Source organism: Aeromonas sp. FDAARGOS 1418 (assembly GCF_019048585.1).
GTDB lineage: Bacteria > Pseudomonadota > Gammaproteobacteria > Enterobacterales > Aeromonadaceae > Aeromonas > Aeromonas caviae.
In genome coordinates this window covers 3308465-3329540 of record NZ_CP077387.1, presented here as the reverse complement: position 1 = coordinate 3329540, position 21076 = coordinate 3308465, and the positions used below count along the sequence as shown (strand labels likewise).

Sequence of the window (21076 nt, the reverse complement as noted above, 5' to 3'; positions counted from 1 at the left end):
CAAATTAACAACCCCCTAAGAGGTATTTTTTGTCTTTTATTTCATCTTTGTGGCACGGCCAGCCAAAGCGTAGACCATAAAACAGAAGGGACCCTCAGGGCCCCTTCGTCATATCAGCATATCAGTTCCAGCTATGGATTCGTTTGGCTTTTTGTAATTTCTCGTAAGCGGCCAGCAGTTTCTGGTGCAGCGGGAACTGGGAGAGGGAGAGATCGGCGGCTTCCAGACCGTGGAAGCGCGCCTCGCCGCGGGCGTTGGCCCACGCCTGTGCCAGGGTCTCTTCCCCGAACATGCGGGCGAACACCGGACGGTACTGCTCGGGGTCGCGTTCCTCGTCCAGGAAGAGCTCGACGCAGGCGCGCAGGGCGCGGTAGTAAGCGGCGCGATCCGCCGGGAACACCGACTGGTTGAACTCCATGGTCCAGTCGATGAGGTCGAGGGCGCTCTCCAGGTCGCCTGCGGCCAGCGCCAGCATGGCTTTGAGCTCACCGACGCGCAGGGTGTGCAGGGCAGTGCCCTTGGCGGCGGCGATGCCGAGCAGCTCGCGCACCCGGGTCCGCTCGTCGTGACCCTCTTCATCCAGCTGGTCGAACAGGGCCATGTACTGCTCTGCGTCCCACTCGAGCGCCGGCAGCGCCAGGATGGTCTCCCGCAGGTGGGCCCCCATGGTGTTGTTGGCCAGTAGCAGATCTTCCACCGGATAGATGTCGGACATGCCGGGCACCAGAATACGGCAGGCGTAGACCCCCAGGTGCTCGTAGTCGGCGATGTAGACCGGCTGCTCCAGCTCGTGGAAGATGCTGATCAGGTGGTCGAACTCCTCTTGCGAGGTGCCACGGAAGTCCCAGTCGGCAAACTCGAAGTCGGACTCTTCCTTGAACAGATCCCAGCTGATGAGGCCGGAGGAGTCGATGAAGTGGGTCTCCAGGTTGTGGTGATCCGCCACCTGCTCGTTGTCAAACGAGGGCGGCACGAAGACGTCCAGATCCTTGAGGCTGCGCCCTTGCAGCAGTTCGGTGACGGTGCGTTCGAAGGCGACCTCGAAGCGCGGGTGGGCGCCGAAGGAGGCAAAGCAGGTGCCGTTGCTCGGGTTGAGCAGCACCACGCAGATGACCGGATAACGGCCGCCGAGGGAGGCATCGAAGCTGTAGATGGGGAAGCCTTCGGCCTCCAGCGCATCGATGGACGCCTTGATGCCGGGGTAACGGGCGATGACCTCGCCCGGGATCTGGGGCAGGCTGATGGCCTCGGCGATGATCTTGTTCTTCACGTGGCGCTCGAACACCTCAGACAGCCCCTGGGTGCGGGCTTCGGTGCGGGTGTTGCCGGCGCTCATGCCGTTGGAAACATACAGGTTGCCGATGATGTTCATCGGGATGTAGACGGTCTGGTGATCAGACTGGCGCTCGAAGGGCAGGGCGACGATGCCGCGCTCCTCATTGCCGGATTGCAGGTCCACCAACATATCGGCGGTCACTTCACCGTCCGGGTTGTAGAACTTGCGGGTGAAGCTGTCGAGCAGACCGGCGGGCAGCTGATCCCCCTCGATGGGGAACCACTTCTCGTTCGGGTAGTGAACGAAGTCGCCATTGGCTACCTGCTCGCCCAGATAGAAGTCGGCGAAGAAGTAGTTGGTGGAGAGACGCTCGAAATATTCGCCAAGGGCGGAGGCGAGCGCCGCCTTCTTGCTGGCACCCTTGCCGTTGGTGAAACAGAGGGAGCACTCCTTGTCCCGGATGTGCACGGACCAGACGTTGGGCACGGGGTTGAGCCAGGAGGCCTCTTCGATATCAAACCCCAGGGCTTGCAGCTTGGTCTGGAAGCGTTCGATGGAGTCTTCCAGCGCTGCGTCCTTGCCGGGAATAAAAGTGTGGTCGGTCATCACAATGTCCTGATTTTATGGGCTCATGTTTGGACGCAGATAATAGCATGAGTGACGGGGAAAGCGGCCAGGGCAATGGTGTGGGCTTGCCCAGGTCTGCATTGGATGGGCGGGGTGTGGTAGTGGGGCCGGACGGTGCGCTGCGGGGCGGCGATTTTTCATGGGAAAGAGGGTTGGGTCATCAGTTTTACTTAACATAATTAAGATAAAGTAAATTTTATTATGACCCTGTGCCCTTCATCATGGCGTCAACCGTTGGCGGGGGAAGGAAAAGAGGGGAACGCCCGTGCCCGTTCCGCCACCCCGTCTTGATGAGCCTTGACCAGGAGTGCTGAATGTTCCCGATGATCCCCCGTATCGACCCCGAGATAGCCAGGTTGGCGCCGGGTTTTTGTGCCCTCAGCATCGTGGTGGAAGCCGCCCCCGTGATTGACACTCTGGTGGGGGAGCGGGCCCTGGCCCGGGCATGTGCGGCCCTTGGCACCGACGAGGCCCCCTGGGCCCTTGAACATCTGGCCGCCTGGGATCAGGTGTTCAAGGGGTTTGGCGCCAAGCCTGCCCGCACGCCCTGCTCGGCCCAGGCACTGCGCAAGCGGGTGCTGCGCGATGGCGTCTTGCCCGCCATCGATCCCGTGGTGGATCTCTACAACGCCATCAGCATCGAGTATGCCATTCCCGTGGGCGGGGAGGATCTGGCGGCCTATGTGGGGACGCCGCGCCTGGTGATTGCCGATGGCAGCGAATGCTTTGACACCCTCAAAGAAGGGCTGCCAATCCAGGAGGCACCGGCTCCCGGAGAGGTGGTGTGGCGGGACGATCTCGGCGTCACCTGTCGCCGCTGGAACTGGCGCCAGGGGATCCGCACTCGCCTGAGCCTCTCTTCCCCCCGGATGTGGTTCATTCTGGAGTGTCTGCCGCCGATGCCGCGCACGGCCTTGTGGGATGCCGGCGACAGGCTGATTGCCGGTCTCACGCAGATGATGCCTGGGGCCCGCATCGAGCAGACGCTGGTGGAGTGATTGAAGGAGCAGACGAAAAGATAAAAGGAGGCACCCCATGCTCGCCCGGGCGGTCATGGGGCAGATCTTGCTCGCCATCACGCGCCATGCCACGTCTGTGCCACCCGCCTTTACTCACCGCCTGCGAACACATCAGCAAGCAGAGGAACACAGCAACACGCCGGGCTGACATCGCCCCCTGGAGCTTGCCACGTCGGGGCCGGTGTACCCGGCCCTTTCAGCGCGCCTAACCGATGAACTTCAACCCCAGAATGCCGACGATGATGAGCAGCAGGCAGAGCACCCGGGCCAGGGTGGCCGGTTCGTTGAACAGCCAGATCCCCATCAGCACGGTGCCGACCGCGCCGATGCCGGTCCAGACCGCATAGGCGGTGCCAAGGGGCAGCTGTTTGACCGCCATGGCGAGCAGCAGCACGCTCACGGCCATGGCGATCAGGGTCAGCAGGGTGGGGAGGGGACGGCTGAAACCGTCGGTGTATTTGAGGCCGATGGCCCAGGCGACCTCGAACAGGCCGGCCAACAGCAATAGCAACCAGGACATAAGGCAGATTCCGCAGGAAGCAGGGTCGTCCCTGCGTATCAGGAGGCCTCGGGGCCGTCCCCGAGGGGCAGCGGGGCTGCCGGTCGGTCTCAATGATGCCCCAAGTGGAGGCAGGATGCCAACCGGCTGCCCGCAGGTCGGCCAGGCCGACGGATATTGCAGCGAATGGCACAGAATATTGCGCAATTCGACTTGCGCCCGCCGTCACAATCCGTAATGTGGACAGACGCATTTTTTGCAACTCATATATTGTGAATCCCTTGTAAACGGCTGGCGCCAAGGCAGGGGGTCACGGGTACCACACACGATTTCTATAAGCAGCTATCCAGGGTAGGACATTATGAAAAAAGTAGGTTTGGTCGGTTGGCGTGGCATGGTGGGTTCGGTGTTGATGAGTCGGATGCAGGAAGAGAAGGATTTTGCCCGCATTCAACCCACCTTCTTCACCACCTCCCAGGCCGGTGAGGCCGCCCCCAATTTTGGCGTCGATGCCGGCACCCTGCAGGACGCCTTCGATCTCGAGGCGCTGGCCGCACAGGACGTCATCATCACCGCCCAGGGCGGCGACTACACCAAGGATGTCTATCCGCGCCTGAAAGCCGCCGGCTGGCAGGGCTACTGGATTGACGCCGCCTCCTCCCTGCGCATGGAGAAGGACGCCGTTATCATCCTGGATCCGGTCAACGGTGACGTCATTGAAGATGCCCTGAACAACGGCATCAAGACCTTCGTTGGCGGCAACTGCACCGTCAGCCTGATGCTGCTGGCCCTGGGTGGCCTGTTCAAGGCCGATCTGGTGGAGTGGGTGAGCGTGGCCACCTATCAGGCGGCCTCCGGTGGTGGTGCCCGCCATATGCGCGAGCTGGTCACCCAGATGGGCATGCTGCGGGATGAAGTGGCGGTGGAGCTGGCGGATCCCGCCTCCGCCATCCTCGACATCGAGCGCAAGATCACCGAGAAGACCCGCTCCGGCACCCTGCCGGTGGACAACTTCGGTGTGCCGCTGGCCGGTGGCCTCATCCCCTGGATCGACACCAAGCTCGACAACGGCCAGAGCCGTGAAGAATGGAAAGGCCAGGCCGAGACCAACAAGATCCTCGGTATCGAAAACGCCGCTATCCCGGTGGATGGTCTGTGCGTGCGCATCGGCGCCCTGCGCTGCCACAGCCAGGCCTTCACCATCAAGTTGAAAAAAGATGTGCCGCTGGCCGAGATCGAAGCCCTGCTGGCCGCCCACAACGACTGGGTCAAGGTGATCCCCAACGATCGCGACATCACCGCCCGCGAGCTGACCCCGGCCGCCGTCACCGGCACCCTCAGCATCCCGGTCGGTCGTCTGCGCAAGCTCAACATGGGCCCGGAGTACCTGGCCGCCTTTACCGTGGGTGACCAGCTGCTGTGGGGCGCCGCCGAGCCGCTGCGCCGCATGCTCAACATCCTGCTGGCCCGCTGAGGTAGCGGCAGCAGGGAACAAGGAAGGCTTGTCCTTTCTTGTTCCCCTCTTCGTGCTTGTCCATAAAAAAGCGGCATCCCTTGGGATGCCGCTTTTTAATTTATCCAGTTTGACTCTTAGATGTTCTGTGCTTCGTTTGGCACGATGACAGAGGCATGATTTCCTTTCGGCCCCTGCTGCAGTTCAAAGTTGACTGCCTGACCTGCTTTCAAGGTCTTGTAACCTTCCATTTGAATCGTGGAGTAGTGAGCGAAGATGTCTTCACCACCGCCTTCCGGACAGATAAACCCAAATCCTTTTGCGTTGTTGAACCACTTGACTGTTCCGGTTGCCATACATCTACATCCTTTTATTGATTACCCTGAAGTCGTTGAGTAACCTGCGCCAGCCTTATATAACTAGGGCATGACCCCGTAGCAGACGGGCGCCGATTAGCAAGTAACCAATCTAGTCCAACTTTTAAGCGAGTCAAGAAGTTGTTAACAACCGATGTGATCTGGTTAACAAGTCTATTGACAATCTTGAGCGACACGGTAGTAATCTAGAGGTACCAAAGCGCAACTATGAGCAAGCAGAAAGAACTCTTTGCTAATGAAGAGATTGCAGAGGCAGAGAAAACGAAGCTGCAACCGCCACCCATGTACAAGGTCGTCCTGAACAACGACGACTACACACCGATGGAGTTCGTGGTGGAGGTGCTGCAAAGGTTCTTTGGTATGGATCTGGAGAAGGCCACTCAGGTGATGCTGAGCGTGCATTATAGTGGTAAGGGAGTCTGCGGCACATTTACCGCCGAGATTGCCGAGACCAAAGTGGTCCAGGTCAACACCTATTCACGTAACAACGAACATCCACTGCTATGTACCATGGAAAAGGCTTGAATCTGATGACTTGATGGCGATAACGACACCGCATTGTTGCTGTACTGAGGGGAGGTGCCTATGTTGAACAAAGATCTAGAAAAGACGCTGAACGAGGCTTTCAAGCTGGCCCGTGACGAGCGCCACGAATTCATGACCGTCGAGCACCTGTTGTTGGCCCTGCTGGATAACAGCTCAGCCCATGAGGCGCTGAGTTCATGTGGTGCGGATGTGGAACAGATGCGCAAAGAGATCCGCGCCTTCATCAATCAAACGACCCCGCTCATCCCCCGTGACGACGAAGACAGGGAAACCCAGCCGACGCTGGGCTTCCAGCGCGTGCTGCAACGTGCCGTCTTCCATGTCCAGTCGTCCGGCAATACCGAGGTGAGCGGTGCCAATGTCCTGGTCGCCATCTTCAGCGAACAAGAGTCCCAGGCCGCCTACTTCCTGAAAAAAGCCGAAATAAGCCGCCTGGATGTGGTGAACTTCCTGTCCCACGGGGTGCGCAAGGACAACAAGCCCGAGAGTGGTGGCAACAATGCGGAATCTGATGACGAGGTATCCTCTGCCCAGATAGAAAGCTTTGCCACCAACCTCAACCAGCTGGTGCTGGAGGGGCGTATCGATCCGCTCATCGGCCGTGATCAGGAGCTCAATCGCACCATTCAGGTATTGTGCCGCCGCCGCAAGAACAACCCCTTGCTGGTCGGGGAAGCCGGTGTGGGCAAGACCGCTATCGCCGAAGGGCTTGCCTACCGTATCGTCAAGGGGGATGTGCCCGAGGTGATTGCGGGTAGCACCATCTACTCCCTGGACATGGGCTCCCTGCTGGCGGGCACCAAGTATCGTGGTGACTTCGAGAAGCGCCTCAAGGTGCTGCTCAAGCAGATCGAGCGTCAGGAGGGGGCCATCCTCTTCATCGACGAGATCCACACCATCATTGGGGCCGGTGCGGCTTCCGGTGGCCAGCTGGATGCGGCCAACCTCATCAAGCCGCTGCTCTCCAATGGTTTGCTGCGCTGCGTGGGCTCCACCACCTACCAGGAATATGCCCAGATCTTCGAGAAGGACAGGGCCCTGGCTCGCCGCTTCCAGAAGATCGACATCGTCGAACCCACAGTAGACGACACCACTCGCATTCTGATGGGACTCAAGAGCCGTTATGAGTCTCACCATGGCGTGCGTTACACCGTCAAGGCGATCCGGGCGGCGGTAGAGCTCTCCGCCAAGTACATCAATGATCGCCATCTGCCTGACAAGGCCATCGACGTCATCGACGAAGCGGGTGCAGGGCAACGCCTCTTGCCCGTCAGCAAGCGCAAGAAGGTGATCAATGTGCCGGAAATCGAGGCAATTGTTGCCAAGATTGCCCGTATACCAGAGAAATCTGTCTCCTCCTCCGACAAGGAGGTGCTGAAGAATCTGGAGCGCAATCTCAAGATGGTGGTGTTCGGGCAGGACAAGGCCATCGAGGTGCTGACCGATGCCATTCGGTTGTCTCGTTCAGGGCTTGGCAACGAACGCCGGCCTGTGGGGTGCTTCCTGTTTGCCGGCCCGACCGGGGTGGGCAAGACCGAAGTGACCCAGCAACTGGGCAAGGCGCTCGGGGTCGAGGTATTGCGTTTTGACATGTCGGAATACATGGAACGCCATACCGTGTCCCGGTTGATCGGGGCTCCTCCCGGTTACGTGGGATTCGAGCAGGGAGGGCTGTTGACCGACTCGGTCCTCAAGCATCCGCACTCCGTCGTGCTGCTTGACGAGATCGAGAAGGCGCATCCGGATGTCTTCAACTTGCTGCTGCAGGTGATGGACAACGGTACCCTGACGGACAACAACGGGCGCAAGGCAGATTTTCGCAATGTGATCCTGGTGATGACCACCAACGCAGGGGTTCAGGAGACCCAGCGCAAGTCCATCGGCTTCCAGCAGCAGGACATGAGCCACGATGCCATGGAGGTGATCAACAAGACGTTCAGTCCGGAGTTCCGCAACCGGCTCGATCACACCATCTGGTTCAACCATCTCGACATGAGAGTGATCCATCAGGTGGTCGACAAGTTCATCGTCGAGTTGCAGGTTCAGCTGGATGCCAAGGGCGTTTCACTGGAGGTGTCTGAAGAGGCGCGCCACTGGTTGGCAGAGAAAGGGTATGACAGGGCAATGGGGGCAAGACCCATGGGCCGGGTCATTCAGGAGCACCTCAAGAAGCCCCTGGCCAACGAGATCCTGTTTGGTTCCCTGGTCGATGGCGGCATTGTGAAGGTCGAGCTGGTGAACAACAGCCTCAGCTTTGATTTTCAGGTCAACGTTGAAGCTGTCTCTCACTGACTGTGAGCAAGGCCGGAAATGACAAAAAACCCCAACCGAGAGGCTGGGGTTTTTTGCTGAATTCCTGGCTTAGCGAGAGCGGAAAACAATACGTCCCTTGGAGAGATCGTACGGAGTCAGAGCCACCGTTACTTTGTCCCCAGTCAGGATACGGATGTAGTTTTTGCGCATCTTGCCGGAAATATGAGCGATAACCACGTGACCATTTTCCAGTTCCACACGGAACATGGTATTGGGCAAGGTTTCGAGAATGGTACCCTGCATCTCAATACTGTCTTCTTTAGCCATTGAATCCTCTTGATAAGCCACAACAAAAAACCGCTGGATCATGCCGGATTTAAGGCTATGTGTAAAGTTTACTCGGGCTTGGTGTCGATTTTTTTCCATTCTCCCTGGACCAGCAGCTCATGGGGCAGGTATTGGCGCTTGTAATTCATCTTGCGACACTCCTCCACCAGATACCCCAGATAGAGCCACTGACGACCGGTACGTCTGGCCAGTTCCAACTGGCTCAGGATGGCGAAGGTGCCGAGCGACCGGTCGGCATAGTCGGGGTCGAAGAAGGTGTACATGGCGCTCAGAGAGTGGGGAAGCAGGTCCGTGGTGGCCACGCCGATGAGGCGTCCCTCCTTGCGCATCTCCAGATAAAGGGGGGGCATCCAGTCGCAGTGCAGGAACCCCTTGTATTGGGTCCGGCTCGGTGGATACATGCTGCCATCCCGATGGCGCTCACGGATATAGCGTTCATAGAGCTGGTAATACTCGGGCTTGTCGTCATAGCTCAGCACGAGTTCGAGATCCCGGTTCAACTGGCGGATGCGTTTCTGCCCACGACTCGGGATGAAGCGTTCACTGTGTATGCGCAAGGATTGGCAGGCGCTGCAGGCGGGGCAGTGAGGACGATAGATGTCGTTGCCACTGCGCCGGAATCCTGCCGTCAGCAGCCGTTCGTACCCGGCGGCGTTGAGCAGTTCATGGTCCATCAGGACCAGCAACTGCTCCTGCTCGTGACCGAGGTAGCTGCACGGGTGCCTGGGGGTCAGCCCGACCTTGAGGATCACTTCTTCACTCATAGGCTGATTCTCCTCGGTTGCCAGCATCCCTCTTGCAACGGTTGCCGGGTCAGGGTGGCCAGGGTGGTCAGAAAGCGCTGCCTTGGCCACTCCTGGACGCCCAGCGTGGCCAGAAAGTCGTTTTGCATCTGGCAGTCGATGAGGGCACCGCCGTGCCCTGCAAAGTGGCGACAGAGGGCCACCATGGCCAGTTTGGCGCCATTGTCGATGCGGCTGAACATGGATTCACCACAAAAGAGTCGGCCCAGGGAGAGGCCATAGAGACCTGCCTGCAACTGATCATCCTGCCAGATCTCGATGGAGTGGGCATGACCGAGGCGATGAAGGCGCCGATAGGCGTCGATCATGGGGGCACTTATCCAGGTGCCGCTGGCGGTGCGACGGGGGGCGGCGCAGGCTGCAATGACGTCATCAAAGGCGCGATTGATGTAAATCTCGAAGGGGGTGCGGCGCAAACACTTCTGCAGGCTGCGGCCGATGTGGAGTTCCTCGGGCACGATGACTCCCCTGGGGTCCGGTGACCACCACAGCAGTGGTTGATGGGGTTCATTCCACGGAAAGATCCCGCTGTGGTAAGCTGCCAGCAATCGAGCGGGGGAGAGATCTCCCCCAATCGCGAGCAGCCCGTTGGGCTCTTCCAGCGCATGGCTGGGGGAGGGAAACCAGCACAGCTCATCATCCAGTTCGGTAAGATAGCGAGACATAAGGCAGAGGTTCATAGATGAAGGCCATTATCCTGATAGTATCCAGCTTGCTTGGCTTTGTCACGGCGCCGGCCTGGAGTGCTGTGTATGAACGCAACACGGCGCGTCCGGTGGAGCAGGTGGTCTTCGGCCAGGTGGATGCGGTGCGCAACATCACCCAGCGCCAGATGATGGAATCAGAGCATTCCGGCTGGAAAACGCTGGGAGGGGCCGTGCTTGGCGGGCTGCTCGGCAACCAGTTTGGCGGTGGGCACGGGCGGGAGATTGCCACTGCGGTCGGAGCGCTGGCGGGAGCGGCGGCGGTGCAGCAGTTTCAGTCAGGGGGCAGCGTGGTGGAGAACAAGCTGGTGGAGCTGCTGATCCGCAACGAGCAGAACGGGCTCATCAACGTGATCCAGGATTACGATCCGGCCATGGTCTTTGCGCAGGGCGACAAGGTGCGCATCCTCTATTTCAACGATGGGGTGCGAGTCGACAAGACCTATTGAACGGTGAAGAAGGGATTGACCCGGCGGCCGTCACATAAGGGGCGCCGGGCGGTACTACACGGAGTGTCTCTGCTGATGCTTGCTCAGACGTCCTGACAGACTATCTTGTCTCGCCCGGTATTCTTTGCCTGATACAACTGGCGATCTGCCTCGCTCAGCGCCTCGTCCATGGAGAGCCGCCCGACATTGATGACGCCGAAACTGGCGCGCACAAAGAGCGATATCTCCCGCGACAGCGGTTGCTGACGCATTTGCAGACGAAGCCCTTCCAGTCGCTTGAGCAGCACGGGAACGGGGCAGTGTGGCACCATCAGGGCAAATTCTTCACCACCGAATCGGGCTATCATGGCATCCGGGAAGAACTGGGTGAGCAGCCTGGCCAGATGACAGAGCAGCTGATCGCCGATGGCGTGCCCCCAGTGATCATTGACCTGCTTGAAGTGATCCACATCGAGCACGCACAGGGAGAGCTGCGCCTGATGGCGCTGATGCTCCTCGAACCACTTTTGACCTTCGTTGAACCAGTAGCGTCTGTTGTAAAGCCCGGTCAGGTAGTCTCGGTTGGCCGATTCCTGGATATTGTTGAACTGCTCAAGGGCCTCCAGGTTGTGGCTGACCCGGCACTGCAGCTCCTCGGGTTCAAAGGGCTGATTGAGAAAATCATTCGCCCCTTGCTTGAGGTAGCGTGCCGAGAGGCCGTGTTTGTCCGACACCGAGATACCGATGATGGCGAGCTGCTGCTTGCTGTAGCGCTCGCGCAGCATTCGCACCAGGCTGATGCCGTCGATCTCCGGCATGTAGTAGTCCACCAGCATCAGGCGAATGGCGGGGTGCTGCTCGAGCTGCGCCAGCGCATCGCGGGCTGAATTGGCCTCGTGCACCTGCAACAACTGCTTGCGCAACTGGGCCGCGGTGCGGTGACGGGAGGTGCGTGAATCGTCGACCACCAAGACTTCGATGGCCTGGTTGAGGTAGAGGCGGTGCACCAGACCGACGGCATATTGCAGGGAGTGACGTGAATCCTTCATCACATAGTCCAGCACCCCGGCTTCCAGCCAGGCTTCCCGCTTCTCTTCGCTGATGTCGGCCGTCAGGATCACCACCGGCAGCCCACGCTCCCTCAGCACGTTGACAGCCTCTCCGCCGGGGGCGTCCGGCAGGGTGAGATCCACCAGGGCGACCACATAATCTTCCCCATGGCAATCGCGAGCCCCTTCAAGGGTGTCGAAGGCGTCGATTTCCAGCCCTGTCTGCTGCGCAATGGCCTGGGTCAGCATACGGCGTACCGTCAGGCTGTCTTCCACTATCATTATTTTTCGTTTCATCCTGCTCCTTGCAATAAAAAAGGGCATGCCAACTGGCATGCCCTTTATATCCTTCCGATTATTGTGCGTCCAGATATCGCTCTGCATCGAGGGCGGCCATGCAGCCGGTCCCTGCGGAGGTGATTGCCTGGCGGTAGACGTGGTCGGCCACGTCGCCGGCGGCGAACACGCCCGGGATGCTGGTCTGGGTTGCGAACCCTTCCAGTCCGCCACGCACTTTCAGATAGCCGTTTTCCATCGCCAGCTGCCCTTCGAAGATCTGGGTGTTGGGCCGGTGACCGATGGCGATGAAGACCCCCATCAGCGGCAGCTCGGAGGTGGTGTCATCCCGGGTGCTGCGCAGGCGCACGCCGGTGACGCCCATGTCGTCACCCAGTACTTCGTCCAGGGTCTGATGGGTGTGCAGGACGATATGGCCGCTCTCGACCTTGTCGTTGAGGCGCTTGATCAGGATCTTCTCGGCGCGGAACTCGTCCCGGCGATGAATGAGGTGCACCTTCTTGGCGATGTTGGCCAGATAGAGTGCCTCTTCCACGGCGGTGTTGCCGCCGCCGACCACGGCCACTTCCTGGTTGCGGTAGAAGAAGCCGTCACAGGTGGCGCAGGCGGAGACGCCGCGGCCCTTGAAAGCCTCTTCGGAGGGCAGACCCAGGTATTTGGCGGAGGCGCCGGTGGCGAGGATCAGCGCATCGCAGGTGTATTCACCGTTGTCCCCCTTGAGGCGGAAGGGACGCTCGGTCAGCGTCACTTCATTGATGTGATCAAAGAGGATGCGGGTATCGAACTTCTCTGCATGCTCTTTCATGCGCTCCATCAGGGCCGGGCCGGTCAGCCCTTCCGCGTCCCCTGGCCAGTTTTCCACTTCGGTGGTGGTGGTCAGCTGACCACCTTGCTGCATGCCGGTGATGAGCAGGGGATTGAGGTTGGCGCGAGCGGCATAGACGGCCGCAGTGTAACCTGCCGGACCGGATCCCAGGATCAGCAGTTTGCTGTGAGTGACTTGGCTCATGATGTGATTTCCGAGACGTGATGAGTTTGCGCGATTGTAGGTAATTCGTGATCCGTGGTCAAAGGCCAGCGCATCGATTGGGGCAATCGCCAACAAGAGGGGTGAGCCGGGGATGGCAGGCATAAAAAAACCGCCCATCGCGGGCGGATTTTCACTCATCTACCTCCCTTTGCAGGGACGCGATCAGTTCAGCAGGGTCAGGGGATCCGTGTAAGCCAGGTTGTGGGCAACGGCAACCTCCTTGCAGGTGATTTTGCCCGCCATCACGTTCAGGCCGTGCAACAGGTGGGGATCAGCGAGCAGTGCGTTGCGATAGCCCTGTTCGGCCAGCTTGATGATGAAGGGGAGGGTGGCGTTGTTCAGGGCCACGGTGGAGGTCCGTGCCACGGCACCCGGCATGTTGGCCACGCAGTAGTGCACCACCTCGTCGACGATGAAGGTGGGATCTTCATGGGTGGTGGCATGGGAGGTCTCGACACAGCCGCCCTGGTCGATGGCCACGTCCACGATGGCTGCACCGGGTTTCATGCGAGCAATGTGGTCACGGCTGACAAGTTTTGGCGCAGTGGCGCCAGGCACCAGCACGCCGCCGATGACCAGGTCTGCCGCCAGCAGATGGCGCTCCAGGGTCTCGCGGTTGGAGTAGACCACCTTGGCAGCCCCTTGGAACTCGCTGTCGAGACGGCGCAGGGTATCGACGTTGTTGTCGAGGATGGTGACGTCGGCACGCAGGCCGACGGCCATGCGGGCTGCGTTGGAGCCCACCACACCACCACCGATGATCACCACCTTGGCCGGTTCCACACCGGGCACACCGCCGAGCAGCACGCCGCTGCCGCCACGGGATTTCTCCAGTGCCTGGGCACCGGCCTGAATAGACATGCGTCCGGCCACTTCCGACATGGGGGCCAGCAGGGGCAGACCGCCACGACCGTCCGTGACGGTTTCATAGGCGATGCAGACGGCACCACTGTCGATGAGATCCTGGGTCTGGGCCAGGTCCGGCGCCAGATGCAGATAGGTAAAGAGGGTCTGGCCGGGACGCAGCATGGCCCGTTCCCCTGCCTGGGGTTCCTTGACCTTGACGATCATCTCCGCCTTGGCGAAAACTTCGGCAGCGGAGGCCAGGATCTCGGCTCCGGCAGCCAGATAATCTGCGTCACTGAACCCAATGCCATTTCCTGCGCCGCTTTGGACGAAAACAGTATGGTTTCGTGCTGTCAGTTCACGTACACTGGCCGGAACCATGCCTACGCGATATTCATGGTTTTTTATTTCCTTAGGTACACCGATAATCATGCTATCCCTCGTCTATCGATTGGTGGTTTATGTTGCCTAGATGTTAAGCGACATTTGCGCCTAGTATATTCAGGTATTGACAGGATTTGTGACCATTATTATAAAATGACTGGTGATTCTTACCAAAAAATAGCCAAAGGATGGAATTAAATGATGGAAGCTAAGAGTCGGCTAAAGGATTTGGACAGGATTGACCGCAACATTCTGAATGAACTGCAAAAGGATGGCAGGATTTCGAACGTTGAGTTGTCCAAACGAGTTGGCCTGAGTCCCACACCGTGTCTGGAACGGGTTCGTCGCCTGGAGCGACAAGGGTATATCGAAGGATATGCCGCCATTCTGAACCCTCATTATCTGGACGCGTCTCTGCTGGTGTTCGTGGAAATTACCCTCAATCGTGGCGCCCCCGATGTGTTCGAGCAGTTCAACAAGGCTGTTCAGGTGCTCGAAGAGATCCAGGAATGTCATCTGGTGTCCGGTGATTTCGACTATCTGCTCAAGACCCGCGTCAGCGACATGTCCGCTTACCGCCGCCTGCTGGGTGAAACCCTGCTGCGTCTGCCGGGCGTCAACGACACCCGCACCTACGTGGTGATGGAAGAGGTCAAACAGAGCAGTCGTCTGGTGATCAGCACCCGATAAGCGGGGTTGTGCTGTGACTTGCAAGTTCCATGACGAGTCACGATAGTCAGAAACGAGCGGCCGGTCCGCTCGTTTCTTCTTATAGAGAGTTTCAGGCCCGCCCTCAGGCACTGGCTGACAATCGGTGGGCTTTTCAGGGATACTAGGCCCCCTATCCCCGCATTCATGTTTTCACAAAGGAGCCGGAGTTTGGCCGATAAAAAGCTGTTTACTCCTTTATCAGGTACACAACGGATCTTCGAGGCCGTCTTGATCGCCATCACCCTGATGGCTGCCTATCTTTTGCTTGCCCTGCTGACCTACCATCCCGCCGATCCAGGCTGGTCGCAAACCTCCTGGCAAGGGGAGGTGAAAAACCTCGCGGGTAGCGCCGGTGCCTGGCTCGCCGACATCACCATGTTTACCTTCGGGGCCTTCTCCTATCTGGTGCCCCCCCTGGTAGTGCTGCTTGGCTGGAGCCTGTTCTGGCGCCCGAGCAAGCTGCTGGAAGTGGATTACCTCACCCTGTCGGTACGGATCATCGGCTTCGTGCTGACGGTGCTTGGCATGTCCGCCATCGCCAGCATGAACTTCAACGACTTGCAGAACTTTTCCGCCGGCGGTCTGGTGGGGGACGTCATCTCCTCCGCTGTGGTGCCGCTGTTTGGCGGCGTCGGGGCCAACCTGTTGCTGCTCTGCTTCGTGGCCACCGGCATCACCCTGTTTACCGGCTGGTCCTGGCTCACCATTGTCGAGCGCATCGGTGCCGCCTGCACCGGCTCAGTCAGCGCCATCTACCATTTCCCCACCACCCTGGGCCGCTGGCTCACCGGTGGCTGGCGCCAGCCCCGCTATGAGGGGCCGGATCCCCTGCTGGAAGGGGGCGTGGGCAGCTTCGATCAGGAAGAGGATGACGAAGACCCCCACGGCAGCTGGACACGCAACCCCAAGGCGAAGAATCGCGCTCAAAAGACAAAAGCTGACGAATGGCTGCCGGAGCTTGACGAAGACACCTTCCAGTTCGATCCGCAGTTTGACGACGAAGAGGACGAGGCTCCGGCGCCTGCCGCCAAGGGCAAGCGCGTGGCCAATGGCCGTCCGCGTCCCGCCGTGCGCCAGGAAGAAGATGACCTCGACTTGCCCTGGGCGGAGGGGGATGACGAACCCGATGCTCCCGTTGCCGCTGCGCCGGTGAAAGCCAAGCGCCGTCCCCAGCCCGGTCTGGCCCCTTTGCCGAGCATCGATCTGCTGGACAGACCGCCCGCCAAGACCCAGATGATGAGCAAGGACGAGCTGGAACGCATGGGCCGGCTGGTGGAGGCGAAACTCGCCGATTACAACGTGCAGGCCAAGGTGGTGGGCGTCTATCCGGGCCCCGTCATTACCCGCTTCGAGCTGGATCTGGCACCTGGCATGAAGGCGAGCAAGATCACCAACCTCTCCCGCGACTTGGCCCGTTCTCTGTCGGCCAGCAGCGTGCGGGTGGTGGAGGTGATCCCGGGCAAGACGTTCGTCGGGATCGAGCTGCCCAACCGGGTGCGTCAGACCGTCTACCTGCGCGAGACCCTCGACTGCGAGGCGTTCTCGGGCAGCCGCAACCCGCTCACCATGGGGCTGGGTCAGGACATCGCCGGCGAACCCGTGGTGGTGAACCTCGCCAAGATGCCCCACCTGCTGGTGGCTGGTACCACCGGCTCCGGTAAATCGGTGGGGGTGAACACCATGATCATCTCCATGCTCTACAAGTCGACGCCGGACGATCTGCGCTTCATCATGATCGACCCCAAGATGCTGGAGCTGTCGGTCTACGAAGGGATCCCCCATCTGCTGACCGAGGTGGTGACCGACATGAAGGACGCCGCCAACGCCCTGCGCTGGTGCGTAGGCGAGATGGAGCGTCGCTACAAGCTGATGTCGGCGGTTGGGGTGCGCAACCTCAAGGGCTACAACGACAAGGTGCTGGCCGCCATCGAGGAGGGCGCCCCCCTGCTGGATCCGCTGTGGCGCCCGGGCGACTCCATGGATCAGATGCCGCCTGAGCTGGAAAAACTGCCCCATATCGTGGTAGTGGTGGACGAGTTTGCCGACATGATGATGATCGTCGGCAAGAAGGTGGAAGAGCTTATCGCCCGTATCGCCCAGAAGGCGCGGGCGGCCGGTATCCACCTCATCCTCGCGACTCAGCGTCCGTCGGTGGATGTCATTACCGGCCTCATCAAGGCCAACATCCCGACCCGTATCTCGTTCCAGGTGTCGAGCAAGATCGACTCCCGTACCATCATCGACCAGGGCGGTGCCGAATCCCTGCTCGGCATGGGCGACATGCTCTACATGCCTGCCGGTACCTCCAACCCGACCCGGGTGCACGGCGCCTTCGTCGATGACCACGAGGTACACAAGGTGGTGGCGGACTGGAAACTGCGCGGCGAGCCGAACTACATCGAGGAGATCCTCTCCGGTGAGTCGGGCGGCGAGGGCGGCAGCGGCGAATATGGCGGTGGTGACGACGAAGAGCTCGACCCCCTGTTCGACGAGGCGGTGGCCTTCGTGGTGGAGTCGCGCCGCGGTTCCACCTCCAGCGTGCAGCGCAAGTTCAAGATTGGTTACAACCGGGCGGCCCGTCTCATCGAGCAGATGGAAAACCAGGGCATCGTCAGCGCCCCGGGCGGCAATGGTCAGCGCGACGTGCTGGCCCCGCCGCCGGTGCGGGACTAAGGCTCACCCCTCTATCATCCTGGCCATGCCCTCTGCGGGCGTGGCCTTTTATCGAGATAGCCGTTATGAAAAGCGTGATGAAAAAACAACTGTTGATGGGCACTGTGCTGCTGGTGGCCAGCAGCCAGGCGTGGGCCGACGCGGCCAGCGATCTCAAGCAGAAACTGGCGGGGGTGAGCCTCTTCTCCGCCAAGTTTGCCCAGGTGGTCTATGACAGCAAGGGCAAGGAGCTGCAGCGTGCCGGCGGCACCCTGCTGGTGCAGCGTCCCAACCGTTTCAACTGGCATACCACCACGCCGGACGAGAGCCTGATCGTGGCCGATGGCAAGGATGTCTGGATCTACGATCCCTTCGTCGAGCAGGTCACCGCCCTCAAGATGAAGGATGCGGTGCTCAACACCCCCTTCGTGCTGATCGCCGGCAACGACGATGCGCTCTGGAAGAACTACGACGTGACCCAGCAGGGGGATGTCTACACAGTCACCAGCCGCAACCAGGACGAGTTGATTGCCTCCTTTCGCATCACCTTCGACCGCCAGAACAACATCAACCGCTTCGACGTGAAAGAGGCCCAGGGGCAGTGGAGCGAGTTCACCCTGAGCAACTTCAACCGCAAGCCGGCGCTCAAGGGCAACGAATTTGTTTTCAAGACGCCTGCGGGGGTCGCACTGGACGATCAGCGCTGATGCGCAAGCAGGCGCTGGCTTTATTGGCAGGCCGCCCGGCAACGGCGGCCTGCACCCTTCCTGACGGTCAATGCAGATGAGCAATTTATCGCTGGATTTCTCGTCGGACTTTCGTCCGCTGGCGGCCCGGATGCGGCCGCAAACCCTCGAGCAGTACATAGGTCAGCAACATATCCTCGGGCCCGACAAACCGCTGCGCAAGGCGATCCTGGCGGGCCACTGCCACTCCATGATCCTGTGGGGCCCTCCTGGCACCGGCAAGACCACGCTGGCAGAACTGGTTGCTCACTACTGCCAGGCCGAGGTGGAGCGGCTCTCGGCGGTGACCTCCGGCATCAAGGAGATCCGCGCGGCCCTCGACAAGGCGAAGGAGAACGGCTGGCGCGGGGTGCGCACCATCCTGTTCGTGGATGAAGTCCACCGCTTCAACAAGAGCCAGCAGGATGTGTTCCTGCCCCACATCGAAGACGGCACCATCACCTTCATCGGTGCCACCACCGAGAACCCCTCGTTCGAACTCAACAACGCGCTGCTCTCCCGGGCCCGGGTCTATCTGCTCAAACGGCTGGAGGAGCAGGATATCCTCGCCATGGTCGATCAGGCGATGCAGGACCCCCGTGGCCTCAACGACCCGAGCCTCGCCTTCGCCCCCGGGGTGAAGGAGGCGCTGGCGAAAGCCGTGGACGGGGACGGGCGCAAGTCCCTCAACTATCTGGAGCTGTTGGCCGACATGGCCGAAACCGACAGTGCCGGGGCGCGGGTGATCGACAGCAGCCTGCTCGCCGCCGTGGTGGGGGAGCACGTGGCCCGTTTCGACAAGGGTGGCGATCACTTCTACGACCTCATCTCGGCGGTGCACAAGTCCATCCGCGGCTCGGCACCGGATGCGGCGCTCTACTGGTATGCCCGCATGGTGAGCGCCGGTTGCGATCCGCTCTATATTGCGCGCAGGCTGCTGGCGATTGCCTCCGAGGACGTGGGCAATGCCGATCCCCGTGCCATGCAGGTGGCCCTCTCGGCCTGGGATTGCTTCCATCGCATCGGCCCGGCGGAAGGGGAGCGGGCCATCGCCCAGGCGATCGTCTATCTCGCCTGCGCCCCCAAGAGCAATGCGGTCTACACCGCCTGGAAGGCGGCGCTGGCGGACGCCAAGAACCTGCCGGACTTCGAGGTGCCGCCGCACCTGCGCAACGCGCCGACCAGGCTGATGAGCGAGCTGGGCTATGGAGCCGAGTATCGCTATGCCCACGACGAGCCGGGGGCCTATGCCGCCGGCGAGCAGTACTTCCCGCCTGAGCTGGCTGGCAAGCAGTACTATCAGCCCACCGATCGCGGCCTTGAGAAGCAGATCGGCCAGAAGCTCGACTACCTGCACGAACTGGACAAGCAGAGCCCGCGCAAGCGATAGGAAAGACCTTCAAGCCCCTTGCCGGGAAAGCGCACGGCAAAGGCATTAGGGGAGGGGGTTTCCGGCAAAAACGGGCGCAATAGTCCCTGTTCGGGCAGGGGGGCGGTCTGCTACACTGCCCGTCTGACCCCGGTTGTCTTGGCCTTGCACCATCTTCTTGATTTCGAAGGCCCGATTCCGAAGGCAAAGGGGTGCGCCAACCGATGTTAACTTCCGGATCTGTTTCCCAACCCGGTCACGATGACCCGGGCCCAGATCCCATTAAAAAAAGTAGGTAAACCATGCTGGATCCCAAATATCTGCGCAGCGACATCACCGAAGCTGCCGCTCGTCTGGCGACACGTGGCTACGTTCTGGACGTAGCGGCGGTCAATGTTCTGGAAGAGAAACGCAAGGATCTGCAGTCCCGCACCCAGGAGCTGCAGGCCGAGCGCAACGCCCGCTCCAAGTCCATCGGTGAGGCTGCCCGTCGTGGTGAAGATGTTGCCCCCCTCAAGGCCGAGGTGACCAAGATCAACGACGAGCTCGAGACCAGCAAGGTCGAGCTGGAGGCCCTGCTGGCCCAGCTCAAGGGGATCGCCGACGCCATCCCCAACCTGCCGAGCGAGACCACCCCGGTGGGCCGTGACGAGAACGACAACGTGGAGGTCCGCCGCTGGGGTACCCCGCGTGAGTTCGATTTCCCGGTGCGCGATCACATCGATCTGGGTGAGGCGGCCAAGGGGGTCGACTTCAAGAACGGCGTCAAGCTCTCCGGTGCCCGTTTCGTGGTGATGAAGGGCCAGATTGCCCGTCTGCACCGCGCCTTGGCCCAGTTCATGCTGGACCTGCACACCCTGCAGCACGGCTACACCGAGTGCTACGTGCCCTATCTGGTCAACCCGGACAGCCTGTACGGCACCGGCCAACTGCCCAAGTTCTCCCAGGATCTCTTCAATACCGGCATCGAAGGGGAAGGGGAAGACGAAGGCAAGGTGCGCAAGTTCTCCCTCATCCCGACCTCCGAAGTGCCGCTCACCAACATGGCCCGTGACGAGATCTTCGACGAGCAGGAGCTGCCCATCAAGATGACCGCCCACAGCCCCTGCTTCCGCTCCGAAGCGGGCTCCTACGGTCGTGATACCCGTGGCCTCATCCGTATGCACCAGTTCGACAAGGTCGAGATGGTGCAACTGGTGCACCCGGAAAAATCCTGGGATGCCCTGGAAGAGATGGTGGGTCACGCCGAGAAGGTGCTGCAATTGCTGGAGCTGCCGTATCGCGTGATGGCGCTTTCCACCGGTGACATGGGCTTCTGCGCCGCCAAGACCTACGATCTGGAAGTGTGGCTGCCGGCCCAGAACACCTATCGCGAGATCTCCTCCGTCTCCAACTGCACCGACTTCCAGGCGCGCCGCATGCAGGCTCGCGTGCGCATCGACGGCAAGCCGCAGCTCATTCACACCCTGAATGGTTCCGGTCTGGCGGTGGGTCGTACCCTGGTGGCCGTGCTCGAGAACTACCAGCAGGCAGATGGCCGCATCGCCATCCCGGCTGCGCTGCAATCCTACATGGGCGGCCTGACCCACATCGGGTAAGCGCTCGTTGCAGACGACAACGCCATGGCATGCCATGGCGTTGTGCATTCTGGGCCCGGGAAACCCGCCGCAAGGGGAAGGG

General features: G+C 60.5%; 19 protein-coding genes. 10 read left to right on the top strand and 9 right to left on the bottom strand.

Annotation, left to right across the window (positions count from 1 at the left end):
* Positions 1–121: 121 nt before the first annotated feature.
* Positions 122–1882 carry a 30S ribosomal protein S12 methylthiotransferase accessory factor YcaO gene (ycaO, locus tag I6L48_RS15510; protein WP_113070379.1) on the bottom strand — a complete coding sequence of 587 codons (1761 nt, stop codon included), beginning with the start codon at positions 1880–1882 and terminating at the stop codon, positions 122–124.
* Positions 1883–2217: 335 nt separating this feature from the next.
* On the opposite strand from ycaO, the gene I6L48_RS15505 reads away from it, so the two are divergent.
* Positions 2218–2901 carry a B3/4 domain-containing protein gene (locus tag I6L48_RS15505; RefSeq protein WP_103260005.1) on the top strand — a complete coding sequence of 228 codons (684 nt, stop codon included), beginning with the start codon at positions 2218–2220 and terminating at the stop codon, positions 2899–2901.
* Between the two features lie 226 nt (positions 2902–3127).
* On the opposite strand, the gene sugE is transcribed toward I6L48_RS15505, so the two are convergent.
* Entirely contained in the window at positions 3128–3442 is a 315-nt protein-coding gene (sugE, locus tag I6L48_RS15500; protein ID WP_041215293.1) for a quaternary ammonium compound efflux SMR transporter SugE, read from the bottom strand.
* A gap of 340 nt (positions 3443–3782) precedes the next feature.
* Between sugE and asd the strand changes: the two genes are divergently transcribed.
* Complete coding sequence (gene asd, locus I6L48_RS15495; protein WP_042016283.1) at positions 3783–4895, top strand: aspartate-semialdehyde dehydrogenase; 1113 nt, start codon at positions 3783–3785, stop codon at positions 4893–4895.
* A 116-nt stretch (positions 4896–5011) separates the two neighbouring features.
* On the opposite strand, the gene cspD is transcribed toward asd, so the two are convergent.
* Positions 5012–5230 (bottom strand): cold shock-like protein CspD, encoded by a 219-nt coding sequence (cspD, locus tag I6L48_RS15490; protein ID WP_010674510.1) that lies wholly within the window; start codon positions 5228–5230, stop codon positions 5012–5014.
* A 228-nt stretch (positions 5231–5458) separates the two neighbouring features.
* On the opposite strand from cspD, the gene clpS reads away from it, so the two are divergent.
* Both clpS and clpA read left to right on the top strand, forming a co-directional pair.
* Entirely contained in the window at positions 5459–5776 is a 318-nt protein-coding gene (clpS, locus tag I6L48_RS15485) for an ATP-dependent Clp protease adapter ClpS (RefSeq protein ID WP_005325410.1), read from the top strand.
* Positions 5777–5836: 60 nt separating this feature from the next.
* Positions 5837–8089, top strand: a complete 2253-nt coding sequence (gene clpA / locus I6L48_RS15480; RefSeq protein ID WP_216987421.1) for an ATP-dependent Clp protease ATP-binding subunit ClpA — start codon at positions 5837–5839, stop codon at positions 8087–8089.
* Between the two features lie 69 nt (positions 8090–8158).
* On the opposite strand, the gene infA is transcribed toward clpA, so the two are convergent.
* The 3 genes from infA to aat all read right to left on the bottom strand — a co-directional run bounded on the left by infA (position 8159) and on the right by aat (position 9866).
* Positions 8159–8377: a translation initiation factor IF-1 gene (infA, locus tag I6L48_RS15475; protein ID WP_005300033.1), complete on the bottom strand. Its 219-nt coding sequence runs from the start codon at positions 8375–8377 to the stop codon at positions 8159–8161.
* A gap of 68 nt (positions 8378–8445) precedes the next feature.
* Positions 8446–9162: an arginyltransferase gene (locus I6L48_RS15470; protein ID WP_045524744.1), complete on the bottom strand. Its 717-nt coding sequence runs from the start codon at positions 9160–9162 to the stop codon at positions 8446–8448.
* Positions 9159–9866, bottom strand: coding sequence for a leucyl/phenylalanyl-tRNA--protein transferase (aat, locus tag I6L48_RS15465; RefSeq protein WP_039039162.1), 708 nt, complete (start codon positions 9864–9866; stop codon positions 9159–9161). The genes I6L48_RS15470 and aat overlap by 4 nt, the downstream gene beginning before the upstream one ends.
* 17 nt (positions 9867–9883) lie before the next feature.
* Here aat and I6L48_RS15460 point away from each other — a divergent pair, with 17 nt between their 5' ends.
* Positions 9884–10354 (top strand): glycine zipper 2TM domain-containing protein, encoded by a 471-nt coding sequence (locus I6L48_RS15460; protein ID WP_113070377.1) that lies wholly within the window; start codon positions 9884–9886, stop codon positions 10352–10354.
* Positions 10355–10437: 83 nt separating this feature from the next.
* On the opposite strand, the gene I6L48_RS15455 is transcribed toward I6L48_RS15460, so the two are convergent.
* The 3 genes from I6L48_RS15455 to ald all read right to left on the bottom strand — a co-directional run bounded on the left by I6L48_RS15455 (position 10438) and on the right by ald (position 13987).
* The gene (locus tag I6L48_RS15455) at positions 10438–11679 is read right to left on the bottom strand and encodes a diguanylate cyclase (RefSeq protein ID WP_029314438.1); all 1242 of its coding nucleotides are present in this window, start codon (positions 11677–11679) and stop codon (positions 10438–10440) included.
* A 58-nt stretch (positions 11680–11737) separates the two neighbouring features.
* Positions 11738–12688: a thioredoxin-disulfide reductase gene (gene trxB / locus I6L48_RS15450; RefSeq protein ID WP_113070376.1), complete on the bottom strand. Its 951-nt coding sequence runs from the start codon at positions 12686–12688 to the stop codon at positions 11738–11740.
* Positions 12689–12871: 183 nt separating this feature from the next.
* Positions 12872–13987: an alanine dehydrogenase gene (gene ald / locus I6L48_RS15445; protein ID WP_109422445.1), complete on the bottom strand. Its 1116-nt coding sequence runs from the start codon at positions 13985–13987 to the stop codon at positions 12872–12874.
* A 150-nt stretch (positions 13988–14137) separates the two neighbouring features.
* Here ald and lrp point away from each other — a divergent pair, with 150 nt between their 5' ends.
* The 5 genes from lrp (at position 14138) to serS (ending at position 20994) form a co-directional block, all read left to right on the top strand.
* Positions 14138–14629 (top strand): leucine-responsive transcriptional regulator Lrp, encoded by a 492-nt coding sequence (lrp, locus tag I6L48_RS15440; protein WP_005300047.1) that lies wholly within the window; start codon positions 14138–14140, stop codon positions 14627–14629.
* A 189-nt stretch (positions 14630–14818) separates the two neighbouring features.
* Positions 14819–17323, top strand: a complete 2505-nt coding sequence (locus I6L48_RS15435) for a DNA translocase FtsK (RefSeq protein ID WP_113070375.1) — start codon at positions 14819–14821, stop codon at positions 17321–17323.
* Positions 17324–17400: 77 nt separating this feature from the next.
* The gene (gene lolA / locus I6L48_RS15430) at positions 17401–18009 is read left to right on the top strand and encodes an outer membrane lipoprotein chaperone LolA (RefSeq protein ID WP_041203754.1); all 609 of its coding nucleotides are present in this window, start codon (positions 17401–17403) and stop codon (positions 18007–18009) included.
* 70 nt (positions 18010–18079) lie between these two features.
* Positions 18080–19417 (top strand): replication-associated recombination protein A, encoded by a 1338-nt coding sequence (locus I6L48_RS15425; protein WP_113070374.1) that lies wholly within the window; start codon positions 18080–18082, stop codon positions 19415–19417.
* 281 nt (positions 19418–19698) lie between these two features.
* The gene (gene serS, locus I6L48_RS15420; protein ID WP_039039009.1) at positions 19699–20994 is read left to right on the top strand and encodes a serine--tRNA ligase; all 1296 of its coding nucleotides are present in this window, start codon (positions 19699–19701) and stop codon (positions 20992–20994) included.
* The last annotated feature ends 82 nt before the right edge of the window (positions 20995–21076 follow it).